This window comes from Pseudomonas sp. Mn2068 (genome assembly GCF_049319725.1).
In the GTDB taxonomy this organism is placed as follows: Bacteria; Pseudomonadota; Gammaproteobacteria; order Pseudomonadales; family Pseudomonadaceae; genus Aquipseudomonas; species Aquipseudomonas gingeri.
In genome coordinates this window covers 379725-401956 of sequence record NZ_JBMOUG010000002.1, presented here as the reverse complement: position 1 = coordinate 401956, position 22232 = coordinate 379725, and the positions used below count along the sequence as shown (strand labels likewise).

At 62.5% G+C, this 22232-nt stretch carries 19 protein-coding genes; 7 read left to right on the top strand and 12 right to left on the bottom strand.

What is annotated here, in order from left to right; all coding sequences use genetic code 11:
• Nucleotides 1-18: 18 nt before the first annotated feature.
• The 7 genes from ACL9RJ_RS06230 to ACL9RJ_RS06200 form a co-directional block, all read right to left on the bottom strand.
• Nucleotides 19-1425, bottom strand: coding sequence for a DHA2 family efflux MFS transporter permease subunit (locus ACL9RJ_RS06230; protein WP_422765122.1), 1407 nt, complete (start codon nt 1423-1425; stop codon nt 19-21).
• Nucleotides 1422-2645: a type III PLP-dependent enzyme gene (locus tag ACL9RJ_RS06225; RefSeq protein WP_422765029.1), complete on the bottom strand. Its 1224-nt coding sequence runs from the start codon at nt 2643-2645 to the stop codon at nt 1422-1424. Before ACL9RJ_RS06225 ends, ACL9RJ_RS06230 begins: the two co-directional genes overlap by 4 nt.
• Nucleotides 2638-4422 (bottom strand): IucA/IucC family protein, encoded by a 1785-nt coding sequence (locus ACL9RJ_RS06220; protein ID WP_422765028.1) that lies wholly within the window; start codon nt 4420-4422, stop codon nt 2638-2640. Before ACL9RJ_RS06220 ends, ACL9RJ_RS06225 begins: the two co-directional genes overlap by 8 nt.
• A 254-nt stretch (nt 4423-4676) precedes the next feature.
• Nucleotides 4677-6053, bottom strand: coding sequence for a diaminobutyrate--2-oxoglutarate transaminase (locus ACL9RJ_RS06215; protein WP_422765026.1), 1377 nt, complete (start codon nt 6051-6053; stop codon nt 4677-4679).
• Nucleotides 6054-6407: 354 nt separating this feature from the next.
• The gene (locus tag ACL9RJ_RS06210; RefSeq protein ID WP_422765024.1) at nt 6408-8810 is read right to left on the bottom strand and encodes a TonB-dependent siderophore receptor; all 2403 of its coding nucleotides are present in this window, start codon (nt 8808-8810) and stop codon (nt 6408-6410) included.
• Nucleotides 8811-8878: 68 nt separating this feature from the next.
• Complete coding sequence (locus ACL9RJ_RS06205) at nt 8879-9844, bottom strand: FecR domain-containing protein (RefSeq protein ID WP_177087699.1); 966 nt, start codon at nt 9842-9844, stop codon at nt 8879-8881.
• Nucleotides 9841-10350 (bottom strand): sigma-70 family RNA polymerase sigma factor, encoded by a 510-nt coding sequence (locus ACL9RJ_RS06200; protein WP_177087697.1) that lies wholly within the window; start codon nt 10348-10350, stop codon nt 9841-9843. The genes ACL9RJ_RS06205 and ACL9RJ_RS06200 overlap by 4 nt, the downstream gene beginning before the upstream one ends.
• A gap of 166 nt (nt 10351-10516) precedes the next feature.
• On the opposite strand from ACL9RJ_RS06200, the gene ACL9RJ_RS06195 reads away from it, so the two are divergent.
• Nucleotides 10517-10846 (top strand): hypothetical protein, encoded by a 330-nt coding sequence (locus tag ACL9RJ_RS06195; protein WP_422765023.1) that lies wholly within the window; start codon nt 10517-10519, stop codon nt 10844-10846.
• A gap of 7 nt (nt 10847-10853) precedes the next feature.
• Here ACL9RJ_RS06195 and ACL9RJ_RS06190 read toward each other — a convergent pair whose 3' ends face one another.
• The 3 genes from ACL9RJ_RS06190 to ACL9RJ_RS06180 all read right to left on the bottom strand — a co-directional run bounded on the left by ACL9RJ_RS06190 (nt 10854) and on the right by ACL9RJ_RS06180 (nt 14253).
• Nucleotides 10854-11537 (bottom strand): ATPase, encoded by a 684-nt coding sequence (locus tag ACL9RJ_RS06190; RefSeq protein WP_177108043.1) that lies wholly within the window; start codon nt 11535-11537, stop codon nt 10854-10856.
• Nucleotides 11538-11918: 381 nt separating this feature from the next.
• A complete protein-coding gene (locus tag ACL9RJ_RS06185; protein ID WP_422765022.1) occupies nt 11919-12824 on the bottom strand; it encodes a hypothetical protein in 906 nt (301 codons plus the stop codon).
• Between the two features lie 97 nt (nt 12825-12921).
• Complete coding sequence (locus ACL9RJ_RS06180) at nt 12922-14253, bottom strand: PLP-dependent aminotransferase family protein (protein ID WP_177129024.1); 1332 nt, start codon at nt 14251-14253, stop codon at nt 12922-12924.
• Nucleotides 14254-14374: 121 nt separating this feature from the next.
• Between ACL9RJ_RS06180 and ACL9RJ_RS06175 the strand changes: the two genes are divergently transcribed.
• From ACL9RJ_RS06175 to ACL9RJ_RS06155, 5 genes are all read left to right on the top strand, one after another.
• Nucleotides 14375-15271 carry a DMT family transporter gene (locus ACL9RJ_RS06175; protein ID WP_017127156.1) on the top strand — a complete coding sequence of 299 codons (897 nt, stop codon included), beginning with the start codon at nt 14375-14377 and terminating at the stop codon, nt 15269-15271.
• Between the two features lie 325 nt (nt 15272-15596).
• On the top strand, nt 15597-16118 hold the full coding sequence (locus ACL9RJ_RS06170) for a hypothetical protein (protein WP_422765020.1): 522 nt from the start codon (nt 15597-15599) through the stop codon (nt 16116-16118).
• A 43-nt stretch (nt 16119-16161) separates the two neighbouring features.
• Nucleotides 16162-16653: a hypothetical protein gene (locus tag ACL9RJ_RS06165; protein ID WP_177059834.1), complete on the top strand. Its 492-nt coding sequence runs from the start codon at nt 16162-16164 to the stop codon at nt 16651-16653.
• Nucleotides 16654-16728: 75 nt separating this feature from the next.
• On the top strand, nt 16729-17988 hold the full coding sequence (locus tag ACL9RJ_RS06160) for a transporter (protein ID WP_422765018.1): 1260 nt from the start codon (nt 16729-16731) through the stop codon (nt 17986-17988).
• A gap of 35 nt (nt 17989-18023) precedes the next feature.
• Complete coding sequence (locus ACL9RJ_RS06155; protein ID WP_422765016.1) at nt 18024-18632, top strand: C39 family peptidase; 609 nt, start codon at nt 18024-18026, stop codon at nt 18630-18632.
• 16 nt (nt 18633-18648) lie between these two features.
• Here ACL9RJ_RS06155 and yfcF read toward each other — a convergent pair whose 3' ends face one another.
• Nucleotides 18649-19284, bottom strand: coding sequence for a glutathione transferase (gene yfcF, locus ACL9RJ_RS06150; protein ID WP_177087685.1), 636 nt, complete (start codon nt 19282-19284; stop codon nt 18649-18651).
• Nucleotides 19285-19469: 185 nt separating this feature from the next.
• Between yfcF and ACL9RJ_RS06145 the strand changes: the two genes are divergently transcribed.
• Nucleotides 19470-20189, top strand: a complete 720-nt coding sequence (locus ACL9RJ_RS06145) for a helix-turn-helix transcriptional regulator (RefSeq protein ID WP_042935743.1) — start codon at nt 19470-19472, stop codon at nt 20187-20189.
• 83 nt (nt 20190-20272) lie between these two features.
• Here the strand turns inward: ACL9RJ_RS06145 and ACL9RJ_RS06140 are convergent, their stop codons facing one another.
• Nucleotides 20273-22231: a MacB family efflux pump subunit gene (locus tag ACL9RJ_RS06140; protein ID WP_177126456.1), complete on the bottom strand. Its 1959-nt coding sequence runs from the start codon at nt 22229-22231 to the stop codon at nt 20273-20275.
• Nucleotide 22232: the final 1 nt, after the last annotated feature.

Genomic DNA, 22232 nt, shown 5'->3' with positions numbered 1-22232 from the left:
ACCTTGTCGAAAGAGAAACTATCGGTGTTCGACGGTGGCGGGCGAAGTCTCGACCGTCTCGTCGTGAAGGGGGAAGCGCCAGGCGCAGGGCAATGCCAGCAGGATCAGTACGCCGGTGGCGGCAAACACTTCGCTGATGGCCGACGCCGTGGCCGCCTGCCCTCCCGCGCCCAGGCGCCACTCCAGCCAGAGCGAGGCGATGACAATCGCCAGGGACGCCACCAGGCGCCGGGAGATGTTGTTCATCGCCGCGCCCTGGGTGACCATCGGTTCGGGCAGGGCATTGAGCCCGGCGGTGGTCACCGGCATGTACGACAGCCCCAGGCCGGCCCCGCGCACCATCATCAGCGCGAACACCACGGCGATGCTCGCATCGGCCTTGAGCATGCCCAGGGCCAGGGTCGAGATACCGGTCAACAGCAACCCGAGCGCCACCACCGTGCGCGGGCCATGACGGTCCAGGGCCTTGCCGCCCCACTGGCCGAACAGGCTGGCGAACGCCGCCGTGCACAGCAGTGCCAGGCCGGTCCAGATGGCGCCGTAGCCCAGCACGATCTGCACCAGCAGCGGCAGCAGCACCAGGCACTCGAACATGCCGACCGACTGCACCACGGCAATGATCACGCTCAGGCGATAGCCACGCAGGGCGAAGATCCGCAGGTTGAGCAAGGGCGCCTTGCGCCTCAATTCCACCCGGACAAAGGCCACCAGGCACAGCACACCCACCAGCAACAGCCCGAGGTTGAGCGGATCGAAGAGTGTCGCGGCATGGCGCAGGCGGCTGATGGAGACCATCAACAGGCCGATACCCGAGGTGATCAGCAGATAGCCGGCGAGGTCGAACGGCTGACGCTCGCCAGGCTCCGAATCCGGCAGCACGGCGATGCCCAGGACCAGCGCCAGCAGGCCGACCGGCACGTTCATCAGGAACAGCGAACGCCAGCTGAACCACTCCAGCAGCAGGCTGCCGCACAGGGGCCCGAGCGCCGGAGCGAGCATCACCGCCGCGCTCCACAGCCCGGTGACCCGCCCGCGCTCCGGCTTGGCATAGACCGCGAAGATGATCGCCAGCGACAAGGGGATCATCAGCCCGCTGGCAATGCCCTGCACCACCCGCGCGGCGATCACCAGGGCAATCGAGTTGGACAGCGCACCGAGCAGCGAAGCTCCGACAAACAGCGCCACGCCCCACAGGTACAGGCGCTTGCGTCCCAGCCGCTGGCTGAGAAAGCTGGTCAGCGGCATGGTCATGCCCATGCTGGTCATGAACCCGGCGACGATCCACGTCGCCAGCAACGGGCCGATGCCGAAGACACTCATGAACGCCGGCAGCGCCGGGTTGAGCGAGCTGTTGCTGAGGCTCACCGTGAGTGTCCCCAGCAACACATTGATCACCACCCAGTGCCGTGGCACTTCGCGCCTCACTGCCACTGGCCGGCTCCCCGCAGCAGTTCGCCGTTGTCCACGAAATGCTGTGGCGGCCTGGGGTGGCAGAGAAAATCCGCATGGGAGATGTTGTAGCCGTACGCCCCGGCCAACGGCAGCACCAGCAGATCGCCGACCGCGACGCCCCTGAACGGCTGGCGGCGGCTGAGGACATCCTTGGGCGTGCACAACTGGCCGACCACGGTGCACAGCTGCTGCGGCGACGTCGCGGTCGACGGCGTGTTCGGCAGGTGGATCACCGGGTGATCGTGACTTTGCGCGACGGGCAGGCGGAACTGGTGCGTGCCGCCACGACAGACCAGGAAGTGCTCGCCATGGCTGGTCTTGATATCCAGCACTTCGATCACGTAATAGCCGCAGAAGGCACTGATGAAACGTCCGGGCTCGAAGCGCAGTATCGGTGCATCGGGCTGTGCGGCCAGGCGTCGCTCCAGGTAGCGGCACAAGCGTTGCCAGTCGAACCGCTGCCCGCCGAGGTAATCGACGCCGATCCCGCCACCGACATTGAAATGGGTCAGTTGCTCGGGATAGGCCGCCAGCGCCTTCCACTGCTGCCAGCGTTGCAGATAGAAATCGAGCAACTGCTCATGGCGCTCCACCGACAACTGATGGGACATGGCATGCACATGGAAGCCCTTGAGGCTGAGGTGGCTGGCGTTGTCGACGCGTTGCACCGCGAGGGCCAGCTCCGACTCGTCGATACCGAACGGCGTGGCGGTGCCGGCCATGGCCAACTTGCTCGACAGGGTCGACGGCAACTGCGGGTTGATGCGGATGTACACCGGCTGTACCCGCCCCACCTCGTTGGCCAACCGTTGTAGGCGGGCGATTTCATTGAGGCTTTCCACATGAATGGCTTCGACCTGGTGCTCCAGGGCCGCCCGCAGGTCGGAGTCGAGCTTGCCGGGGCCGGAGAACACATAGGGTTTGCGGGTCGGGCAGGTCATGACCCGCTCGATCTCGCCGCCCGAGGAAATCTCGAAGCCGTGCACCAGCGGGGCCAGGGCCGCCAGCAGCGGCGCTTCGCTGTTGGCCTTGATTGCGTAATACAACTCGACCCCGGCCGGCAATGCCGCCATGACTTCATCGACATGCTCGCGCAGCGCGTCCAGATCGTGGACGAAGGCCGCCAGCGGGTCGCGGCTCAAGGCGCGGGCCTCACCGATCGCCGCCAGCACGGTAGTGGGCAGATCAACCATGGCGCACCTCCCCGGCCCAGGGCGATTGCAGGGTGACGTAGCCGGCCTGGCGATCCGCCTTGGCCGCCAGGCGCACCTTGAGATTGGTCTTGCAGGCAATCGGCTGGCCGGCGATCAGCGCATCGAGTTCCGGCGCCGGAGCCACCAGTTCGTCGCGAATGTCGCGCAACTGCCGTTCGACCCGTTGCCACATCAACGGCGCCAGGTGCGGGCGCTCCCAGCTCAGGGCCAGTACGGCTTCGGACAGGTTGTTGATCAGCAGGCAGTAGGTGATCCGGTTCCAGCCCTGCTCGCGGGTGTAGAGCAACGATTGACGAACCCTTGGGTGCAGGCCGACGTCGATGCCGTTCATACCCAGCTCGTCGGTCAGCTTGACGCCTTCGAAGTCACGCAACAGCAACTGCCGCGGGCGGCCCTGGTCATGGATCAGCACCGCGTTCTGCAGGTGCGGCTCCATCACCACGCCATGGTTGAAAAACAGCGCCATGACCGGGCGCAGCAGCAGCCGCTGGTATTGCTCGAACCAGTCCAGCAAGCGGGCGTCATCGGGCGCCTCGCCACTGGAGTCCTCGAGGAACTCGTGCACCAGGGGACGCGAATAGATATCGCGGGCAAACAGGGTACCCGCCATGACACTGCACTCGGCACCGGCCAGGCGGCAGAAGTTCTCCCGCAGGATCGCCCCAGTCTGCTCGCGGAACCAGTGGGCGTCGGCTTCATCCGCCTGCACCGGCGCCCAGCTCAGCGAGCCCGGCTCGCTCACGGTCGACAGGCCGCCCAGGCTCTCCGGCCGGGTCTGCTGCAGGCGCTGGAACAACTGGTCGATGATCAGCGTGCTTTCCAGCTCGTACCAGGCATTTTTCCTGACGCAGTTGGTGATGCGCACATTCAGCGAGCCCTTGATGAAATAGTCGTGGCCCTCGATGTACCAGGTGCGCATCGATGCGGTCGGACTGGCCAGCGGCCCGCTGGTGCCGTGATCGACGATCTCGCCTTGCTCCAGCAGCCGCTGCACGCGGCGGTCCTGGCGGAACAGTTGCGCCTGCACCGGGTGCATGCAGAGCAGCGCGTGCCCAGGCCGGGCCCGCGCCTGGTCGGCGAAACCGGCCAGGACCTGGTCCTCGCTCAGGCCATTGGCCGCGATCCGCAGTCCTGCCCGCGGGACTTCGAACAGGTGCAACGCGGTCTGCGCCTGGAACTCCGGCGCATAGGTCTCCTGGGCAAGGTGCGCGGGCCACAGGCGGGCCTTGGGCGCCGGATGGTTGGGGTGGCCGAACCACAGGCCCTGCTCGCTGGCGAGGTAGCCGCTCAACGGCGCCGGACGCCCGGGCTGCAGGTTGTGGGCGACGATGGCGGCCGTCAGTTGCTGGCTTTGCAGGACCTGGTCGAACAGTTCGTCGTTGCTGGCACCGGCCATGTGCTCGCAGGCCGCCAGCAATCGTTCGACGAACCCGGTGAAGTCCGGGCAGTGCCAGTTGCCGTCACCCTGTCGCGCATACACATCGGACAGGTAACGCTGGCTACCCAGGCGATCCTGGCGGTCCACCACGACAAAGAACTGCTGCCGGTCGGGCAGGCTGATGGTCAGGGGAATGCCCTTCCAGTCCAGCCCGTCCAGGTAACTGCCGGGGGCAATGCCCTGCATGTGGCCCGGCCATTCATAACGCAGGCAGTCTTCAGGGAGGGCGAACTCCTTGATCAGGCAATTGAGCAAGGCACGGGTACTCGCCAACTCGCTGACCATTTTCGCCAGAACAGTGCGATCAGGATTTTTCATAATTGCTCCACAGTGGCCGCAAGGTCACGGACGAGGTGATTTCACGATCAATATCAAGTTGCCGCCCGCGATAAAAAACGAGCAGATATATCCGCAGGATCATTACTCACCATTCAACAATCCGATAAACATCAGGCAAATCGAAAGTTACGTCACATAGACACTTGTGGCTGACGATCAATCCATTTATTCAAAACAACTATCAAGCCGCCCTTGAACTTGCCACTAGCGGGCTCATGGCACTCGCCCGGATCCTAGGAGCGCAGTTGCAACAAGGCCGCCGCCAACGCCGCCTCAAAACGCTGGATCACCAGGCGGCAGTGTTCTTCATCAATGATCAGGGGCGGCAACAGGCGAATCACATTGCCATTGCGGCCGCCACGCTCCAGCAGCAAGCCCTGCCTGAAACAATGCTGCTGGACCGCCACGGCCAGGTCGGGGGCCATGGGGAAACTGCCCAGGCGATCAGCCGGCAAGCGCTCGTCGACCATCTCGATACCCAGCATCAGGCCACGCCCGCGGACCTGGCCGATGGCCGGATACCGTTGCTGCAAGCCTTGCAACTGGTCCTTGAGCCACTGTCCCCGAACCTCGGCCCGGGCCGCGAGGTTCTGCTCGTACAGTACCTGCAGCGTGGCCAGGCCGGTGGCCATGGCCATCTGATTGCCACGGAAGGTTCCCGCGTGATTGCCCGGCGCCCAGGCATCGAACTGGCGCTTGATGCCCAGTACCGCCAGGGGCAGGCCGCCGCCGACCGCCTTGGACATGACAACGATGTCGGGTTCGATCCCGGCGTGCTCGAAGGCGAACATCCTGCCGGTACGGGCAAAGCCGGCCTGCACTTCGTCGAGGATCAGCAGGATGCCGTGCTGGTGGGTTACTTCGCGCAGCGTGCGCAGCCAGCTGGCGGGCGCGCTGTTGACCCCGCCCTCGCCCTGCACCGCCTCGACGATCACCGCCGCCGGCAGGGACACGCCGCTTTCGACGTCCTCGATGAACTGGCGGAAGTAGTAGCCCAGCGCCTCGGTCCCCGCCTCGCCACCGATACCCAGCGGGCAGCGGTATTCATGGGGATACGGGAGGAACTGCACGCCCGGCATCAGCGTGGCGATGGCGTTTTTCGGCGCGGTATTGCCGGTCAGCGCCAGGGCACCGTGGGTCATGCCGTGGTAGGCACCGGAGAAACTGATGACGTTGTTGCGCCCGGTGAAGGTCTTGGCCAGCTTCAGCGCTGCCTCCACCGCATCCGCCCCGGACGGCCCGCAGAACTGCAGGCAGTAGTCGCGTCCCTGCCCCGGCAGCAGGCCCAGCAGGGTTTCGCTGAACGCGTCCTTGACCGGCGTGGTCAGGTCGAGGGTGTGCATCGGCATCCCCGAGGACAGGAAGCTGTCGAGCGCCCCCATGATCGCCTCATGGTTATGCCCCAGGGCCAGGGTTCCGGCGCCCGCCAGGCAATCGAGGTAGCGGTTGCCCTCGACATCCGTGACCCACACGCCATGGGCCTTGGCAATGGCCAGCGGCAACTTGCGCGGATAACTGCGAACATTGGATTCAAACTTGCTTTGTCGAACCAGATAATCGGTATTGGTTTTCTGCACGGGATTAGAATGCAACATGCCATCATTGAACATCTGATCATCCTCCGTAAGTTTGAGATGCAAATTATTATCATTGCCAGACAAGTGCAAGTCGTCGATTCAAGTTATTGCGAAATTCATTGATTTTTTTCTGCACACCATAAAACAGACAGGCGCAAAAATACCCAAGTTTTAAAACCCGATAAACTGTCTCGGAGATGCCATGGATATGCCATGCATCTGCAATATGAAAGCAACTTCTAAAGTTATGCCATCAAATCATCAGTCAGCCCGAAAGTTGTCAAAAACAACCCATGTGATAACTCGCCGTTGTTCTTTCCGGGTCGCTTCCAGGCGATCACCGACGGGGAGTGTCCGGGCGCCGATCCCTGGCGCATGGTGGTTGGATCAGAAGCCGACGGTCGCCGAAAGCAGGTAGGTCCTGGGGGTCGCCAGGGTCAGGCCGGGCTCGCTGTCATCCGAGGCACCGGCCGAACTCCAGTAGCGCTTGTCCATCACGTTCTCGACGCTGGCACGCAAGGTGATGGCCTTGTCGTCGAGCTTGAAGGCGTAGCGGGCGCCGACGTCGAAACGCTCCCAGCTGTCGATTTCCTTGCTGTTGGCCTGGTCCAGGTATTGCGAACTGGAGTAGATGCCACGTCCGGTCAGGGTCAGCCCCTGGACGGTCGGGACATCCCATTCGGCGCCCAGGTTGACGTTGTACTCCGGCGTGGCCGGGGCCCGGTTGCCGTCGAAGGCGCCGTTGGTGGTATTGGTCAGCTTGCTGTCGATGTACATGACGCCACCGAGCAGGCGGAAGCCCTTGAGCGGTTCGCCGAACACACTCAACTCCACGCCACGGTTCTGGCGCTTGCCGTTCGGGCCGAACACCTGGGTCTTGGCGTTGGTTTCGTAGGCCGGCTGCTTGATCTGGAACGCCGCGGCGGTCAGGGCGAAGGAGCCCAGGTCATACTTGGCCCCGACCTCGACCTGGCGACTGATGAACGGCGGGAAAATCTCGTCATCGTTGACCGAGGTCGACGGGGCGATCTTGCCCTGGCTCAGGCCTTCCATGTAGTTGGCATACAGCGACAGCTCGTCAGTGGCCTTGAACAGGATGCCGCCCGACGGCGAAATCTTTTCCTCGTCGTAGGAAGTGTCGCCCTTGATGCCATTGGTCCAGTCGTCGACCTTCACCCGCTGCCAGCGGGCCCCCAGGGTCAGCAGCAGACGGTCGTCGAAGAAGCCGAGGGTATCGGACAGCGCCACGCCGCTGAAGCGGTTCTCGGTATAGACCTTGTCGTCGAACCGCGTCGGGGTGCCGGGCTCCGGCGTCTGTACCGGGTTGAACAGGTTGCTGTTACCCTGGGCATAACGCGCGCCGCCATTGGTGAAGTCCATGTAGAAGTCGCTGGCGGCCAGGTTGAGCTCATGGCTCACCGAACCGGTATGGAACCAGCTGCGCACCCCGGCCGTGGCGGTACGGACGTTTTCGTCACGGGTGAAGTCCCGCGGCTGGACACTGAAGTTACCGGCGTTGTTACTGACCAGGACCGCATGGCGGAGGAAGTCATGGTTGCTCTGCCGTACCCCCACGCCGCCGTAGAGCATGACCGAGTCGCTCAGATCGTATTCGCCGTTCAGCGTGCCGAAGGTGTCCTTGGTATGGGCCCAGCTCCAGGCCTGCGCATAGTTGCGGCGCACATCGTTGGGGTTCGGGACCTGGGCATTGGGGCCGATCTGTACGCGCTCCTGCGGGGCATCGGTATCGCGCTCGGTGTGGCCGATGTCCGTCGACAGACGCAGGCGCTCGCCACGGAAATCCAGGCCCAGCACAGCCATCTCGCGGTCGACATCCTGGTGATCCCAGGTGGTGTCGCCGGACTGCTTGACGCCGTTGAAGCGGATGCCGAACTTGTTTTCGTCACCGAACCGGCGACCGATGTCCACGGCACCGCCGGTCTGGCTGTCGGAGGCGAAGCTGCCGGTGAATTCGGTGATCGGCTTGTCGGTGGCGCGCTTGGGCACCACGTTGATGCCGCCGCCGACGCTGCCCCGTGGCGAGATTCCGTTGATGAGCTGGCTTGGCCCCTTGAGGATATCCACGCGCTCGGCCATTTCCATGTCGATGGTATAGGTCGGCAGGACACCGTAGAGGCCGTTATAGGAGACATCGCTGTTGAACAGGCTGAAGCCGCGGATGGTGAACTGCTCGTAGCGTCCGCCGGCCGGATTGGTGGCACGTACCGACGGGTCGCTGGCGACCAGGTCGCCGAGGGTGCGCGCCTGCAGGTTCTTGACCGCCTCGCTGGTGTAGGTGGTCATGCTGAACGGCGTTTCCATGAAGTCCCGCGAACCGAGCAGGCCCTGCGAGCCCCGACGCGCGACCTGGCCGCCGGCGTAGGCCGGGCTGCCCGTGGAGTCACCGGCACTGAGGATCGAGGTGGTGGGCAACTGCACGCTGCCCCCTTCCGGCGCGGGCACCAGGGTATAGGCCTGCTCTCCCACCGGTTGCAGTTGCAGGCCGGAACCCTGCAGCAAGCGGGCGAAGCCCTCCTGCACATCGTATTCGCCAGACAGGCCGCCGCTCTGGCGACCGCTCACCAGCGCCGGGTCCACCGACAGATTGACCCCGGCCAGCCCGGCAAACCGGGTCAGCGCCGCGCCGAGACTGCCGGCCGGAACCTGATAGCTACGGCGTGTGCCCGTGTCCGCCCAGGCGGGCGAAATCAGCAGGGGACTGGTACTGAGGGTCAACACAAGGCCAAAACGCAACAGCGGGCGCAACCGGAAAGGCGATACTGCAGACATGGGAAGAAGCTCTCGTATTTTGTTCACTTACCTGGAATGACCGGCGAGGTGAAAAAAAGGGACAGGCTTCACGCAATCTTTTTTTCCGGGGTGGTTTTTCGCGGAACCAGCGTGACCCAGTAACGGGTGCGCATCTGCACCTCCACCGGCAGACTGGCCACCAGCAGGGCAAGAATGCGATCGGTATTGTCCAGGCGAAAGCTGCCGGTGACCCGCAGTGCCTCGAGGGCCGGCTCCCAGCGCAGCAGACCGGAACGATAGCGGCCCAGTTCGCGCAGGAAGTCCCCCAGCGGCTGGTTCTGCGCCATCAGCACACCGTCGCGCCAACCGGGCAACTGACCGTCGAATACGCCCACAGGACCGGCGCCCGAGGCACGCAGGCTGATTTCATGGCCCTCGCCCAACAGCAGCGACGGCCCCTGCAGCGGCTGCAACTGTACCGAGCCGCTGACCACCGACACCCGGCAGTCCTCGGCATTGAGCCGCACACAGACTTCACTACGACTGACGATGATGCGCCCATAGGGCGCCTGGATGGTCAGGGCGGTACTGCCCGGGACCTTCAGTGACATTTCCCCGCGAACCAGGGTCAGCAGCCTCGCACGCATATCGACATTGACGGCGCTGGCGGTATTGAGTTGCAGCGTACTGCCATCGGCCAGCGGCACCCGCTTGCGCTCGCCCGTGGCGGTCTGCAGGTCGGCACGCCAGACATCCAGCGGCAACTGGCGCCCCAGCAACCAGGCGGCGGGCACCAGCGCGGCCACGCCCAGGGCCCGTTTCAGCACCGCGCGACGTCCCGGATCCGGACGGTCCAGGGTGGCCATGGCCAACGCCGCGGGCAGGCCGCAAAAGCGCTGGCGCAGCAACTGCGCCTTCTGCCAGGCGGATTCGTGGGCACTGCTGCTGTCGCGCCAGTGTTGCAGCTTGCGCTGATCCTCTTCATTGGCCGCGCCCGACTCCAGCAGCGCCAGCCACTGCGCCGCGGCCCGGGCCACTTCACGGGTCTCGGGCGAGATGCCGGGACGAATCAAAGCTCCACCAGCAGGCAGTGCTCATAGGCCTGGGCCATATAGCGCTTGACCGTGCGCTCGGACACCTGCAGGCGCTCGGCGATATCGCGATAACCCAATCCTTCGAGCTGGCTCCAGAGAAACGCCCGGCGCACCACGGCGGGCATGCCGTCGAGCAGTTCATCCAGGGCCTGCAGGGTTTCCAGCAACAACCAGCGCTGCTCGGGCGATGGCACGCACTCTTCGGGCAACTGCGCCAGCGCCTCCAGGTAGGCCTGTTCAAGGCTGCGCCGGGTATAGAAATTGCTCAGCAGGCGCTTGCCGACGGTCAGCAGGTACGCCCGGGGCTCGCGCAGATCCGCCAGTTGCTGGGAACTGGAAAGCACCCGCAGGAAGGTGTCCTGGCTCAGGTCGGCCGCATCCCAGGCATTGCCCATCCGTCGCCTCAGCCAGCTTTCCAGCCAGCCGCTGTGATCGCGGTACAGGGCATGTAGGGTGTGCTCCGTTGGCGTCGCTGCTTCAATCATGGGGCGAGGACCTGCGCGAAGGGTGTCTTAAATGAGACTGATTCTAATTAGTGTTCTATTCATAAAGCAAGGTGGTGCCTGGCGCACAGCAGGCAATCTGATGGCCCCCGGACTGTCTTGAAACAGCCAGAATCACTTTATTTTCAGACAGTTAGGTTGGGTTTAAATGCGCACTGTATGGGCCACGTTGATCTCGTTTTCCCTGGCGGGTGTCGCTCTTTGCGCCGATGGCAAGGAGCTGAAGTCCAATGACCGGTTCATGTGCAGCTGGGGCGCCGGCACGGCGGCCAGGGCCCAGGAGCTGAAGTTGTCGGGGGTTTCGCTGTATGCCGCGCGGCAGAAAATCCAGTCCTACAAGTTCAGCAAGAACTGGATGCGCATGATGGCCATGGGTATCACCGAACAGACCTACGACAGCAAGTCGCGGCTGAAACCCGAGGCCATCCGGCACAGCTTTTACGAGGATTGCATCAAGTACAAGCTGGCGCGCCGCTAGAAGCTGTTCAGTTGGTCGCGACCTGGTCGGCATTACCCGAGGTCACCAGCGCCTTCAGCGAGGCGTCGAACTGCTTCAGGGCATCGACCTGCAGTTCGCGCTGCTGGTCGATCTGCGCGGCGATCTCCGGCGCGGCCTTGCCACGCACCCAGACCGAGGGCAGTTCCTTGCCGGTGGCGCCTTCGGCCTTGCCGATGTACTGCAGGTTCGAGTCATAGAACTTGGCGACAAAGCGGGCTTCGAACTGGTTGTTGCGCTTGGTCACCAGGCGGCTGTAGGTATCGAGCATCACCACCACGTCGGGCCGGGCCTGGACCACCGCGTCGAGGTTGTCGTAGACGGTCACCGAAGTGAAGTGTTTCTGCAACGAAGCCGTGAGCCAGTCGATCGCCAGTTTCGGATCGGAACTGTTGATGAACGCCGTGCTGATGCGCGAATCGAGGGCATCGTTCTTCGCCCCGTTCAAGGCCACGCTGTGGTAGCGCTCAAGGTACTGGAGGGTGTTGACGGTGTTTTCGCTGTAGAGCACACCCACGGAGCGGGCCTGTTTCAGGCTGGCGCTGCTGTCGGCCACGGGCAGGAAATGGCAGGCCTGGTCATCGGCCGCACCGCTGGCAGCATAGGCGGGAACAGTCGCGGTCATACCGGTGCCGAGGATGGCGACAAAAGCCAGCAGGGTCGAAATTCTCATCGCTCGGGTTCCTTCAGAAGCAGGTTCGGTATGACGCTATCTTCCTCTTTCGCCCGAAAAACAGAACTTGCGTTTCTCGATGGTCACTATCAACCGAACGAATGGTGGAAGGCAGCGAGCTGCAATGTCGACGTCACTCAGGCTGATGTCCTGAAACGTCCCTCCCTGGCGCTGAGCGGCGGCTTTACTCACGCAATGACTCCAGGAAGAGCCTAGCAGAGACAAGACGCGACACGGGCATTTTCTGACCTTTCGGACAGGCTGCATTCAACCTTCGAAGGCAGCGCAACCCTGGCTATAACCCGGCGGACTATTCAGCCTGGAACACATAACTTAGGCGTCTGAACACGGGCAAAAGTCACCTCGGCCGACAGATAATGTTCAATCGCCGAAAAGCCCCTCGGACAGCCCTTCGGCACAAACCCGCGCCCGGGCCACCAGCACCTCGATCCAGGGCACATCCGCCGGATTGACCACCGCATAGCGGTCCGGCGCAAAGAACGTCCAGTGATGGGCCGCCGCGGTCAGCCGCGCCAGCTCGTCGGGGTTCAGCCAATAGTCGGTGCGGGTGACCAGCAGCGGCGCCGCGGAAAACCGCATTCCCAGGGACAGGTTGGTGCGCGGCGCAAAGACAATCGCCAGCTCATGACTCAACTGCCAGTGCCGGTCCGCCGTGGGGCGTACCTGTGTGCCGTAACCACGGAAAGTCCCGGCGATGCGCTGGCGCAGTACCAGCCAGCGCCCTTCGACCGTCCGCGCCAGCACCCACTCCGAGATCCCGCTGTCGGGCATTTCCCTGATCTGGCCATCGATCCACTGGGGAATCTGGTGCCGGTCGGGATCGAAGTCGTTCGACCACAGGCTGATCGCGGATACCAGGCGGTGCTGCTCCAGTTCGACTTCTCCGGCCTCGGGCATGGCCTGCCAATAACGCAGCCGCGGATCCTGCGCGGCACAACGTCGATTCCAGGCCACCCAACCGCCGACCAGCAGCAGCGTGCTGGTCACCAGCCCCGCGACGATCACTAGCCAATGCCGGGCAGGATCGAAATCAGGCGCCAGCAGCCATTGATAGAGCGACAGGACAATCCACAGGAGCAGCGCCGGCAACCAGGTCCCGATCACCAGCGGCAGGATCAGCCACTCCAGCCAGCCGCTGGTGTGAACGCGCGCCTGATAACGCGCCCAGGCCTGCTCCTGCGGCAGCATCGGCGACGGATCGCGGGCGATGATCCGGGCGTCAGGCGTATGGAAGCGCAGGTAAAGCTCATGTTCGTTGGCGGGCATAGCGAATGGCGGTCCTTGCCCGGGCTCGCATCACGCAAGCCGTCACGGGGTGGGCGGCAACGGTAGCACAGGCGCCCGGCCGGTTTTCTTGCGCAGCCTAGGAACAGGCCTCGACCACCCACCTCACCTTTTCCAGCGCACCGCGCAACGCGCCCAATTCCACCGACCCCAGGGCAAGGCGCAGGGCATGGGGCACATGGGCGGAAATGGCAAAGGGCTCGGCGGTCGAGACCGAAACGTTCCGGTCCAGCAACTCGCGGGTGATATGGTCCGCCCGCGCCTCCTCGGACAACGGCAGCCAGAGGAAATAGGACGAGGGATGAGTGATACAGGGCAGCCCCGCCAGTACCTGTGCCGCCAGAGCCTGTCGGGCCCGGGCGTCCTCGCGCTTTTCGGCCTCCAGGCGCATGACCGTGCCATCGTCGAGCCAGGCACAGGCCAGGGCCGTCATCACGCCCGGGGTATTCCAGGTGGTTGCCCGGATCGTTCGCTGCAAGGTCGCCACCCTGTCCGGCGGCGCCACGACAAAACCCACCCGCAAGCCGGTGGCGATATTCTTCGAAAAACCGGAGACATAGACCGTCCGTTCGGGGGCCAACTCGATCAACGGCGCCGGAGGATCCTCGGCCAGGAAGGCATAGGCGGCATCCTCGATCACCAGCAGGTCGTGCCGGCGGGCAATCGCCACCAAGTGCTCGCGCTGCCCCATGTCCAGCACCCAGCCCAGCGGATTGTGCAACGTCGGCATGGTGTACAGCGCCCGCACGCGTCGCCCCTGGCAGAGGCGATCCAGGGCCTCCAGGTCGGGGCCATGATCGAGCACCGGAATCGGCAGGATCTCCAGGTGCAGGGCCTCGGCCAGCACCTTGAAGCCGGAATAGGTCAGCGCATCGGCGGCAATCACATCGCCGGGCTGCAGCAGCGCCATCATCGTCACCGCCAGGCCATGCTGGGCACCGCTGACCAGCAGCACCTGCTCGGCCGTCACCGCCAGCCCGCGCACCTGCAGGTGGCGGGCCACCGAGGCACGTTCATGCTGGCGCCCGGCATGGGGCTGATAGCGCAACAGGGACTCCAGGTCGCCCGACAGCGCGAGTTGCCGCAACGCATTGCGCAGCAGTTCCGACTGGCCCGGCAGCGCCGGGTAGTTGAAGTTGAGGTCCGCCACGCCCACGGCGATTTCCGGCTGGTCGATGCCCTGCCCCGGTGGCAGTGACGTTTCCCTGACAAAGGTGCCGCGCCCCGTCTCGCCACTGACCAGACCCATGGCTTCCAGCTCGCCATAGACCCGGCTGGCCGTCACCAGCGCCAGCCCGTGGCTCGCGGCCAGCTGGCGATGAGGCGGCAGGCGCGTACCCGGTGACAGGCGCCCGGAGCGGATATCCGCCGCCAGGCTGTCCACCAGCGATTTGTAGCGTGAGCGCGGCATAGCGAATGTATCCATGACAATTTTTTGATTGTCATGATATTCAACCCTAGGATGCCTTTTGTGCAACCCCTGATGCGGTGGCGCAACCCCTCCCAGGCCAACCGTACGGAGCAAGCCCTGAATGGAACAGACATCGAACCTGCAAAACCCGCCGACCAGCAAACCCGCCAGCGGGTGGCTCAACGGCTTTATCGGCGTGCTGATCTTCAGTGGCTCGCTGCCCACCACACGACTGGCGGTGCTGGAGTTCAGTCCGGTATTCCTCACGGTGGCCCGCGCCAGCATCGCCGGGCTGGTGGCCCTGGGCATGCTGTGGCTGTTCCGGGAGCGGCGCCCTGCCCGCGGTCAATGGCTGTCGCTGGGGATCGTCGCCCTGGGGGTGGTCCTCGGATTCCCGCTGTTGACCGCCCTGGCCTTGCAGTATGTGACCTCGGCCCACTCCATTGTCTTCGTCGGCCTGCTGCCCCTGGCTACCGCCGCCTTTGGCGTGTTGCGCGGAGGCGAGCGGCCACGCCCGGTGTTCTGGTTGTTCTCGGTCCTGGGCAGCCTGCTGGTGGTGGGTTATGCCCTGTCCCAGGGGCTCAGCGCGGCGCCGGCCGGTGATCTGCTGATGTTGCTGGCGATTCTGGTCTGCGGCCTGGGTTATGCCGAAGGTGCCAAGCTCTCGCGGACCCTCGGCGGCTGGCAGGTGATCTGCTGGGCGCTGGTGCTGTCACTGCCGGTAATGCTGCCACTGACGTGGCTGATCGCCCCGCCGTCGTTCTCGGGCATCACCCCGGCGGCGTGGGCCAGCCTGGCCTACGTCTCGCTGTTCAGCATGCTGATCGGCTTCGTGTTCTGGTATCGCGGCCTGGCCCAGGGTGGCATTGCCGCGGTCGGCCAGTTGCAACTGCTGCAACCCTTCTTCGGCCTGGCACTGGCCGCCACCCTGCTGCATGAGCAGGTCAGCCTGGGCATGCTGGCAGTGACCGTGGCGGTGATCCTGTGCGTGGCAGGGGCGAAGAAGTTTTCCAGGTAGGAAATCAGGGTCCGGCGCCAGTCGCCGGACCTCGCTCTCGGTACAATGGAACCTCCCGTCTCGTCCAGCCCACCTATCCATGTAGGCCGATAACTACAGAGATATCCCACACTTATTCAAACAGCAAGCCAGGATGATTTTCATTATTTCCAAATAACAAAAAACCTATCCGTTCGGCCAGTTATTAGCCTCTGCAAAATCATATTAAATATCTACTTACAAAAGTAGCGACCCAGCTTATCCATATAAACATCGCTTCTTTTGTACCCCCACACAGATGAACTCATCCGGCGTGCCCCGCACCGCCGCACTGTCAGGAGTAGATATGAACATCATCAATACCAATGGCGCCTTGCCTTTATCCGGGTACAACCCTTATACCCATACAGCAAAAACCTCCCGGTCGGCCCAGCAGGATACGTTTTCAATCGGCGAACTCACGGATACGCAAAACAAGACGGACAAGGTCAGTCTCAGCACTGCCGGTATCCAGGCATCAGATGACGCCGTGGATCCGCCGATTCCCGAGGGCGGAGTACCCAGTTGGCTGACCGCTCATTACATCAGGGCTCCAGACATTATCGGTGCGCCAGCAAACTGGACATATCCCGAGAATCTGAAGTTTTCAAACCTGTCATCGGGAGAATGCACTGAATATTTCTCGTTGTTGGATGCCCACATTCATAGCCTGTATGAACGTCACGGCCTCACTGATGAAAAAAGTATCAATGCAGCATTGAACTCAAAATCAGCAAACGAAAAACTGCACCAAGCGTTCCTTGAAGGAATAAAGGCCGATCCCCGGATGCTCGAGTTTGTGACAAAGCTAGGCATTCGTCCTTCCTGAAAACACCGCTCCCTTGGTGAGCATCAAAAACATGGAGCTCGATATGAAATATCATTACATGGCGCTTGCCCTATTTTTCTTGCCAAGTTTAAGCATGGCGAAAACCCCGATTCTTCAATCACTCGAAGCACAAGGCATTCGAGCTACAGCCTTGAGCGACCAAAGCCTGAGTGAAATCAAGGGTAGCGGATTGATCATGGATCAGCCTTACCCGAGCGTAACGCAAGGCATGAAAATATATAACATAAGACTGAAGCGCTTTGGCAATGAACGCGACTATAGGTCTTATTATTCGGTGGGTAGCGAATGGGAGCCTCATAAAGAATTTCTACATTACGAAAATGGCGTAGAGCATAAAATCGCCGGTGACCGCTGGCTCGCAGACAAGTCTGACGCTCCCGGCGGAAACTGGAGCGCCAGTAATGCAACCGTGGTCGACTATCACTACCAAGCCCTGAACGATAACGGTACACCCAAAAACTTCGGTTTCAGGGAGTCCAGCTGGAACCGTCCTGTCTCCACCTTTTCCTGGTAACACCCGATCAGTAAAAGCCACAGGCATCTTGCCCGTGGCTTTCCGGAAACAGTCACAAAGGCAAGGAGTCAACCGATGAATCACTTCAGCCTATTGGCTGCGGCAGGCAGCCTGTTCTATCTCTGGGAAACTCCACTGGCGCTGGCGGACAGTATCGGGCTCAAGAACGGCGACAGATTCTCTGGAAAACTTATCTCACTCACTAATGGGCTATGTATCTTCGAAACCCATTACGGTTCCGCTGTCAGCGTTCCATTATCCGATATCCAGTCAATCAGCACCGATACCCAATACAACATCACCTTTGCAAATGGCGACAAGGCCATGGGGCAGTTGAAATCCACCTCTGAAAACCAGACGATTCTACAATCGGCCACTTTTGGCGAAACCGTCATAGAGGCCTCAGGAATAACCAGTCTCACCCGCTTCTTCCCGGACGCCTCACAGGAGGAAACGCCCGTGAGCAGCGGAGCGAGTCGCTACGGATCGGAAGCAGAAACCCAACCCCCTCTCGACTTCCTGACGGGCTCCACCGTTCTCCTGTCCCCGAGCAAATATGAACTGGATCTGGGCCTCGCCTATAAACAGAGTCGAATACAATACGGTCTGCCCACGGCGGGCTACTTCCAGAAATCCTCCTACACCGCCAGGCAACTGGAACTGCGATCCGCCCTCCGGGCCGGGCTGTTTGCCAGTGTCGAGGGTTATCTGAGTGTCCCGGTCACCTACAGCCATATCCAGGACGTTTCCAGCAATAAATACGTGCGCAGTACCAACGAGTTGCGCATGGCCGATATCGCCTTTGGTGCCCAGTATCAGATCCTCCATGAAAGCACCAAGGCCCCGGCAATTTCTTTCACCCTCGATGTCACTGCACCGACGGGAAAACAACGCTACAACGACATCGAAAACCGTTGGAAAGACCCTCTGAACAACGGCTCCGGACACTGGAGCATCGCACCCGGCCTGACGTTCGTCCGCACCACCGACCCCGCCATTCTGTTCGGTGGGGTCAGCTATCAGTATCACTTCCCGAACACCATCGACGGCTACCACCTGCAGCCCGGCTGGGTACTCAGGAGCTATATAGGGGCAGGCTTTGCCTTGAACGAACGACTGTCGCTGGGTAGCCGCTTATCCCATGCCTACCGTGCCAACCTCCGAGCCGACCACGAAACCATCCAGGGATCCCATGCCGATCCGCTGGACCTCTCCCTGATCGCGTCTTATAGAGTGTCCGATGACTGGGTGATCTCACCCGAAATCACCTTCGGTCTGAATGACGATAGCGGCCCTGCGGCAATCTCGGTCAACCTCAAGAGACGCTTGAATTGAATCGGCACCGGTTGCCTGGAACCGCGGCACTAGGGGTGCTGCTCCTATCGCTGTTCAGCGACCAGGCCGTCGCCACCGGCCCGACGCTCAGATCGATGAGCCAACTGAAGGTGCAAGGCATCCAGCGCCAGACCCTCGACTACTCCTGCGGCGCGGCCGCTCTCTCGCTGTTGCTGAATCGTTATCTGGATGATCCGGTCACCGAGGCGCAGATCCTCGCGGATATCGTCCTGCGCCTCCCGGAAAGCGAAAGGCTGGAGCGGGTCACCGATGGATTTTCGATGCTGGACCTCAAGTCGGTCGCCGAAAACCTGGGCTACACCGCTGACGGGGTACTGCTACCACCACAAGCCGTGCATGCCCTGAAGGGCCCGGTGATCATTCTGCTGCGCAGGAAGCAGCTCAATCATTTTGTCGTGCTCAAGGGGGTCGGCCAGGGACGGGCCTTCCTTGCCGATCCTGCTCGCGGCCACCTGAGAATGCCGTTGCACCAACTGCTCCGGGAATGGCAGGGCGAAACCCTGATGGTCAGCCGCGAGGGCTTCGGCTTACCCGACCAACATCCCCTGGGCATTCCCGCCAGACACTACCTTTCTCCGGAAACCGATACCGTCAGGGTCCTGCAAGGGCTATCCCGACCCTGACCGGGACAGCGCTCGATCATGCCAGCGCCGGGCGATCCAGATTCACCCACTCCTGCACCGCAGGCCGCTGCCATTGGCGTTGCGCATAGGCCGCCAGGGCCGGCGGCAGCGGATCGCCATTGAGCAACAGGCGGTTGAGCATCAGCGCCAGATCGACGTCGACAATCGACCATTGACCGAACAGATACTCACGACCATCGCCCAGCAGGGCCTGTGCGGCGTCGATCAGCTTGTCCGCGGCGCCCTCGCCGGCGGCCGACAACGGGCCATAACTCTGGCCGTAGAACACCACCAGGGTCGAGCGCTCCTGACGCAGCGCCAGCAGGTCGCTGCGCAGCCAGGCCTGGATCTGCCGGGCCCGCGCGCGTTGCCGGGGCTCCCGTGGATAAAGCGGGGCCTGGGGGAAAACGTCCTCCAGGTACTCGGTGATCGCCGAAGACTCGGACAGGGCAAAGTCGTCCAGCACCAGAGTCGGCACGCGCCGGGTCAGGGACAACCGGGCATAACCTGCGGCCTGCTGTTCCGAGGAATCCAGGTCCAGCGGGTGCAGATCGAAGTCGATAGCCTTTTCGCGCAGGGCCACAAATACCGAGAGGGCATAGGGACTGGTGAATTGAGTATCAACGTAAAGGCACGCACGGGCATCGTTCATGGCAAACTCTCCTCTGGATGTGGGTATCACGCTACGAGATCCGCCCAGATAAGGAAAATCATGGATTTTCATGGGTGTATTCCCGAGCGGAATACCTGCCGGTCGGCTAAGGTTAAAAGCCGCTGCTCCAGGCTCGTTCTCCTGAAGAGCGAATGTTCCAGAATCTGAAACTCATGGATGAAATGATGAACGCACAACTGCTGTTCCCCCATATTGGCAAGGTCATTGCCAGCACAGGCAGTCGCAGTTTCCCACGGATGTTGCACGACCTGATCCTCACCCAGTTGTCCGTGGATGCCACGCATATCCGCAAGGTGCAGGCGGACTCGGAGTTCCCCGCCTCGTCGAGAAACGCCGATAACGAGGTGATCGGGCGTACCGACCTGCTCACCGCCGCCTCCAGTGGCAAGGAGTCGGCCTTGCACCTGACCCGGCGCAAGGACGACTACAGCTACATGATTTCCGTGTATCGCTCGAACCAGTCACAACGCTTTTCCGCCCGGGAACGCAGCATCCTGCAGGACTTCTCTCCCGTACTGCTGCCCATGGTGGAAAAGCACATCAGCGCCCTACAACCCCTGGTCGCCGCGCCGGACGAGCAACCCGGGCCGCAGGAGAACCTGGAAAGCCAGGGGTTACAGACCTTGCGCCTGCGTTTCGCCGATCGCCTGTCACAATCGGGGTTGACCCTGTCGAATCGCGAAATGGAAGTCTGTGTCGGCCTGCTCGCCGGGCGCACTGCCCCCGAGCTGGCCGAACGGTTCCAGTTGAAGGTCAATACCGTCGAGAGCTACCTCAAGCGCGCGGCGATCAAGATGGGCATCAGCGGGCGGCATTCACTGATGCGCTGGATGTATGCCTCGGAAGAAATGTCCGCCACGGCGGGACCGTTCAACGTCGTCTAGCGCCACCGCCCTTGTAGGAGCCGGCAAGCCGGCTCCTACAACAGGCCTTGGGGCCGTCCACAGATCGATCGAGACGGATTCGCTCAGTCCCGCGCCAACGCTTCGATCGGGTCCAGCCGGGAAGCGTTGCGCGCCGGGACAAAGCCGAAGACGATACCGATCAGGGTCGAACAGATAAACGCGGTAATGATCGCGCCTATCGAGAACACCATCTGCCACTCCTTGATAAACAGCGAAAACAGGTAGCCGATACCGAAGGACAGGGAAATGCCGATCGCCCCGCCAAGCAGGCAGACCATCACCGCTTCCACCAGGAACTGCTGGCGGATATCCGACTGGCGCGCCCCCACCGCCATGCGAATACCGATCTCGCGGGTCCGTTCGGTCACCGAGACCAACATGATATTCATCACGCCGATGCCACCGACCACCAGCGAGATCACCGCGATCAACGACAGCAGCAACGCCAGCGAACGGCTGGTCTTCTGCACCGTCTGCATGATGCTGTCGAGGTTGTTGGTGAAAAAGTCCTTGGTGCCGTGACGCTGCAGCATCAGCTTGACCACATTGTCTTCCACCACCTTGCTTGGCTGGCCGTCCTTGATCCGCACCGTGATGCTGTCCAGGTGACGTTGTCCGAGCAGGCGCCCCGCCGCCGTTTCATACGGGACCCAGACGTTCAGCAGCTTGCTGGCGGCAAAGAGGTTCTTGCTGTCGGCCGTCACGCCGATCACCGTGCACGGCAGGTTGCCCACCAGGATCACCTGGCCCAGGGGGTCGACCGTAGGCCCGAACAGGCGTAGCCGGGTGTTGTGGTCGATCACCACCACCTGGGCCTGGCGCCGGGCATCATGCTCGCTGAAGGGTATGCCCGCCTCCATCCTGATGCCGCGTACCTGGAAATAACGGTCGCTGACGCCGTTGACCTGGGCATTGACGTCGACGTTGCCATGGCGCAGCAACAGATTGCGCCCGACCACCGGGGTCGCGCTGTCGACGTAGTACAGCTGGCTCAGGGCCTGGACATCGGCTGGCACCAGGGTCTCGATGCTGTTGGCCCGGCTGTCGCCGAAACTGCTGCCCGGATAGATATCGATGGTGTTGCTGCCGATGGCCTGGATGTCCTTGAGAACATAACGCTTGGCGCCCTCGCCGATGGCCGAGATCGACACCACCGAGGTGATGCCTATGACGATGCCGAGCATGGTCAACAGGGTGCGCATGCGGTGGGAGATCAGCGCCACCCAGGCCATGTTGAAGGCCTCCTTGAACAAGCCCAGGCTGGCCACCAGCCGGCGTGCGCCACGGGACGCCAGGCTGGCCGGCTCGACCTGCGGCGGCGCGCTCACCGCCCGTTCGTTGGCGCGATCACTGACGATCTCGCCATCGCGAACTTCGATGATCCGCTCGGCATTGGCGGCCACCTTGGCATCGTGGGTGACGATGATCACCGTATGACCGGCGGCATGCAATTCCAGCAGGATCTGCATCACCTCCTTGCCACTGTGGGTGTCGAGGGCCCCGGTGGGTTCGTCGGCGAGGATCACCTCGCCGCCGTTCATCAGCGCCCGGGCAATGCTCACCCGCTGCTGCTGGCCGCCGGAAAGTTGGTTCGGCCGATGGCTCAGGTGCCCGGCCAGGCCGAGGCGATCGAGCAGCTCGCGGGCCCGCCCATGGCGCTTCGATTCGCCAGTGCCGGCATAGATCGCCGGCATCTCGACGTTGTGCAGCGCGCTCAGGTGCGGCAGCAGGTGGTAGCGCTGGAAGATGAAGCCGAAGTAGTCGCGCCGCAGTTCGGCCAACTCTTCGTTGCCCAGGTCGCGGGTTTCGCGGCCATTGATCCGATAGCTGCCGGCAGTGGCGTAGTCGAGGCAACCGAGGATATTCATCAGCGTCGATTTGCCCGAGCCCGAGGCGCCGGTGATCGCCACCATTTCCCCGGCCTCGATACTCAGGTCGATGTTCCCGAGCGCAGTGAATTCGCGCTCCCCGGCCGTGAAGCGACGGGTGATGCCCTTGAGTTCCAGCAGTGGCTGCGTCATC

What these genes read in the sequence shown, in the direction of transcription:
- ACL9RJ_RS06225 (WP_422765029.1), bottom strand. Translation starts at nt 2,645, where the DNA reads ATGGTTGATCTGCCCACTACCGTGCTGGCGGCGATCGGTGAGGCCCGC.
- ACL9RJ_RS06220 (WP_422765028.1), bottom strand. Translation starts at nt 4,422, where the DNA reads ATGAAAAATCCTGATCGCACTGTTCTGGCGAAAATGGTCAGCGAGTTG.
- ACL9RJ_RS06215 (WP_422765026.1), bottom strand. Translation starts at nt 6,053, where the DNA reads ATGTTCAATGATGGCATGTTGCATTCTAATCCCGTGCAGAAAACCAAT.
- ACL9RJ_RS06210 (WP_422765024.1), bottom strand. Translation starts at nt 8,810, where the DNA reads ATGTCTGCAGTATCGCCTTTCCGGTTGCGCCCGCTGTTGCGTTTTGGC.
- ACL9RJ_RS06200 (WP_177087697.1), bottom strand. Translation starts at nt 10,350, where the DNA reads ATGATTGAAGCAGCGACGCCAACGGAGCACACCCTACATGCCCTGTAC.
- ACL9RJ_RS06195 (WP_422765023.1), top strand. Translation starts at nt 10,517, where the DNA reads ATGCGCACTGTATGGGCCACGTTGATCTCGTTTTCCCTGGCGGGTGTC.
- ACL9RJ_RS06190 (WP_177108043.1), bottom strand. Translation starts at nt 11,537, where the DNA reads ATGAGAATTTCGACCCTGCTGGCTTTTGTCGCCATCCTCGGCACCGGT.
- ACL9RJ_RS06185 (WP_422765022.1), bottom strand. Translation starts at nt 12,824, where the DNA reads ATGCCCGCCAACGAACATGAGCTTTACCTGCGCTTCCATACGCCTGAC.
- ACL9RJ_RS06180 (WP_177129024.1), bottom strand. Translation starts at nt 14,253, where the DNA reads ATGCCGCGCTCACGCTACAAATCGCTGGTGGACAGCCTGGCGGCGGAT.
- ACL9RJ_RS06175 (WP_017127156.1), top strand. Translation starts at nt 14,375, where the DNA reads ATGGAACAGACATCGAACCTGCAAAACCCGCCGACCAGCAAACCCGCC.
- ACL9RJ_RS06170 (WP_422765020.1), top strand. Translation starts at nt 15,597, where the DNA reads ATGAACATCATCAATACCAATGGCGCCTTGCCTTTATCCGGGTACAAC.
- ACL9RJ_RS06165 (WP_177059834.1), top strand. Translation starts at nt 16,162, where the DNA reads ATGAAATATCATTACATGGCGCTTGCCCTATTTTTCTTGCCAAGTTTA.
- ACL9RJ_RS06160 (WP_422765018.1), top strand. Translation starts at nt 16,729, where the DNA reads ATGAATCACTTCAGCCTATTGGCTGCGGCAGGCAGCCTGTTCTATCTC.
- yfcF (WP_177087685.1), bottom strand. Translation starts at nt 19,284, where the DNA reads ATGAACGATGCCCGTGCGTGCCTTTACGTTGATACTCAATTCACCAGT.
- ACL9RJ_RS06145 (WP_042935743.1), top strand. Translation starts at nt 19,470, where the DNA reads ATGAACGCACAACTGCTGTTCCCCCATATTGGCAAGGTCATTGCCAGC.
- ACL9RJ_RS06140 (WP_177126456.1), bottom strand. Translation starts at nt 22,231, where the DNA reads ATGACGCAGCCACTGCTGGAACTCAAGGGCATCACCCGTCGCTTCACG.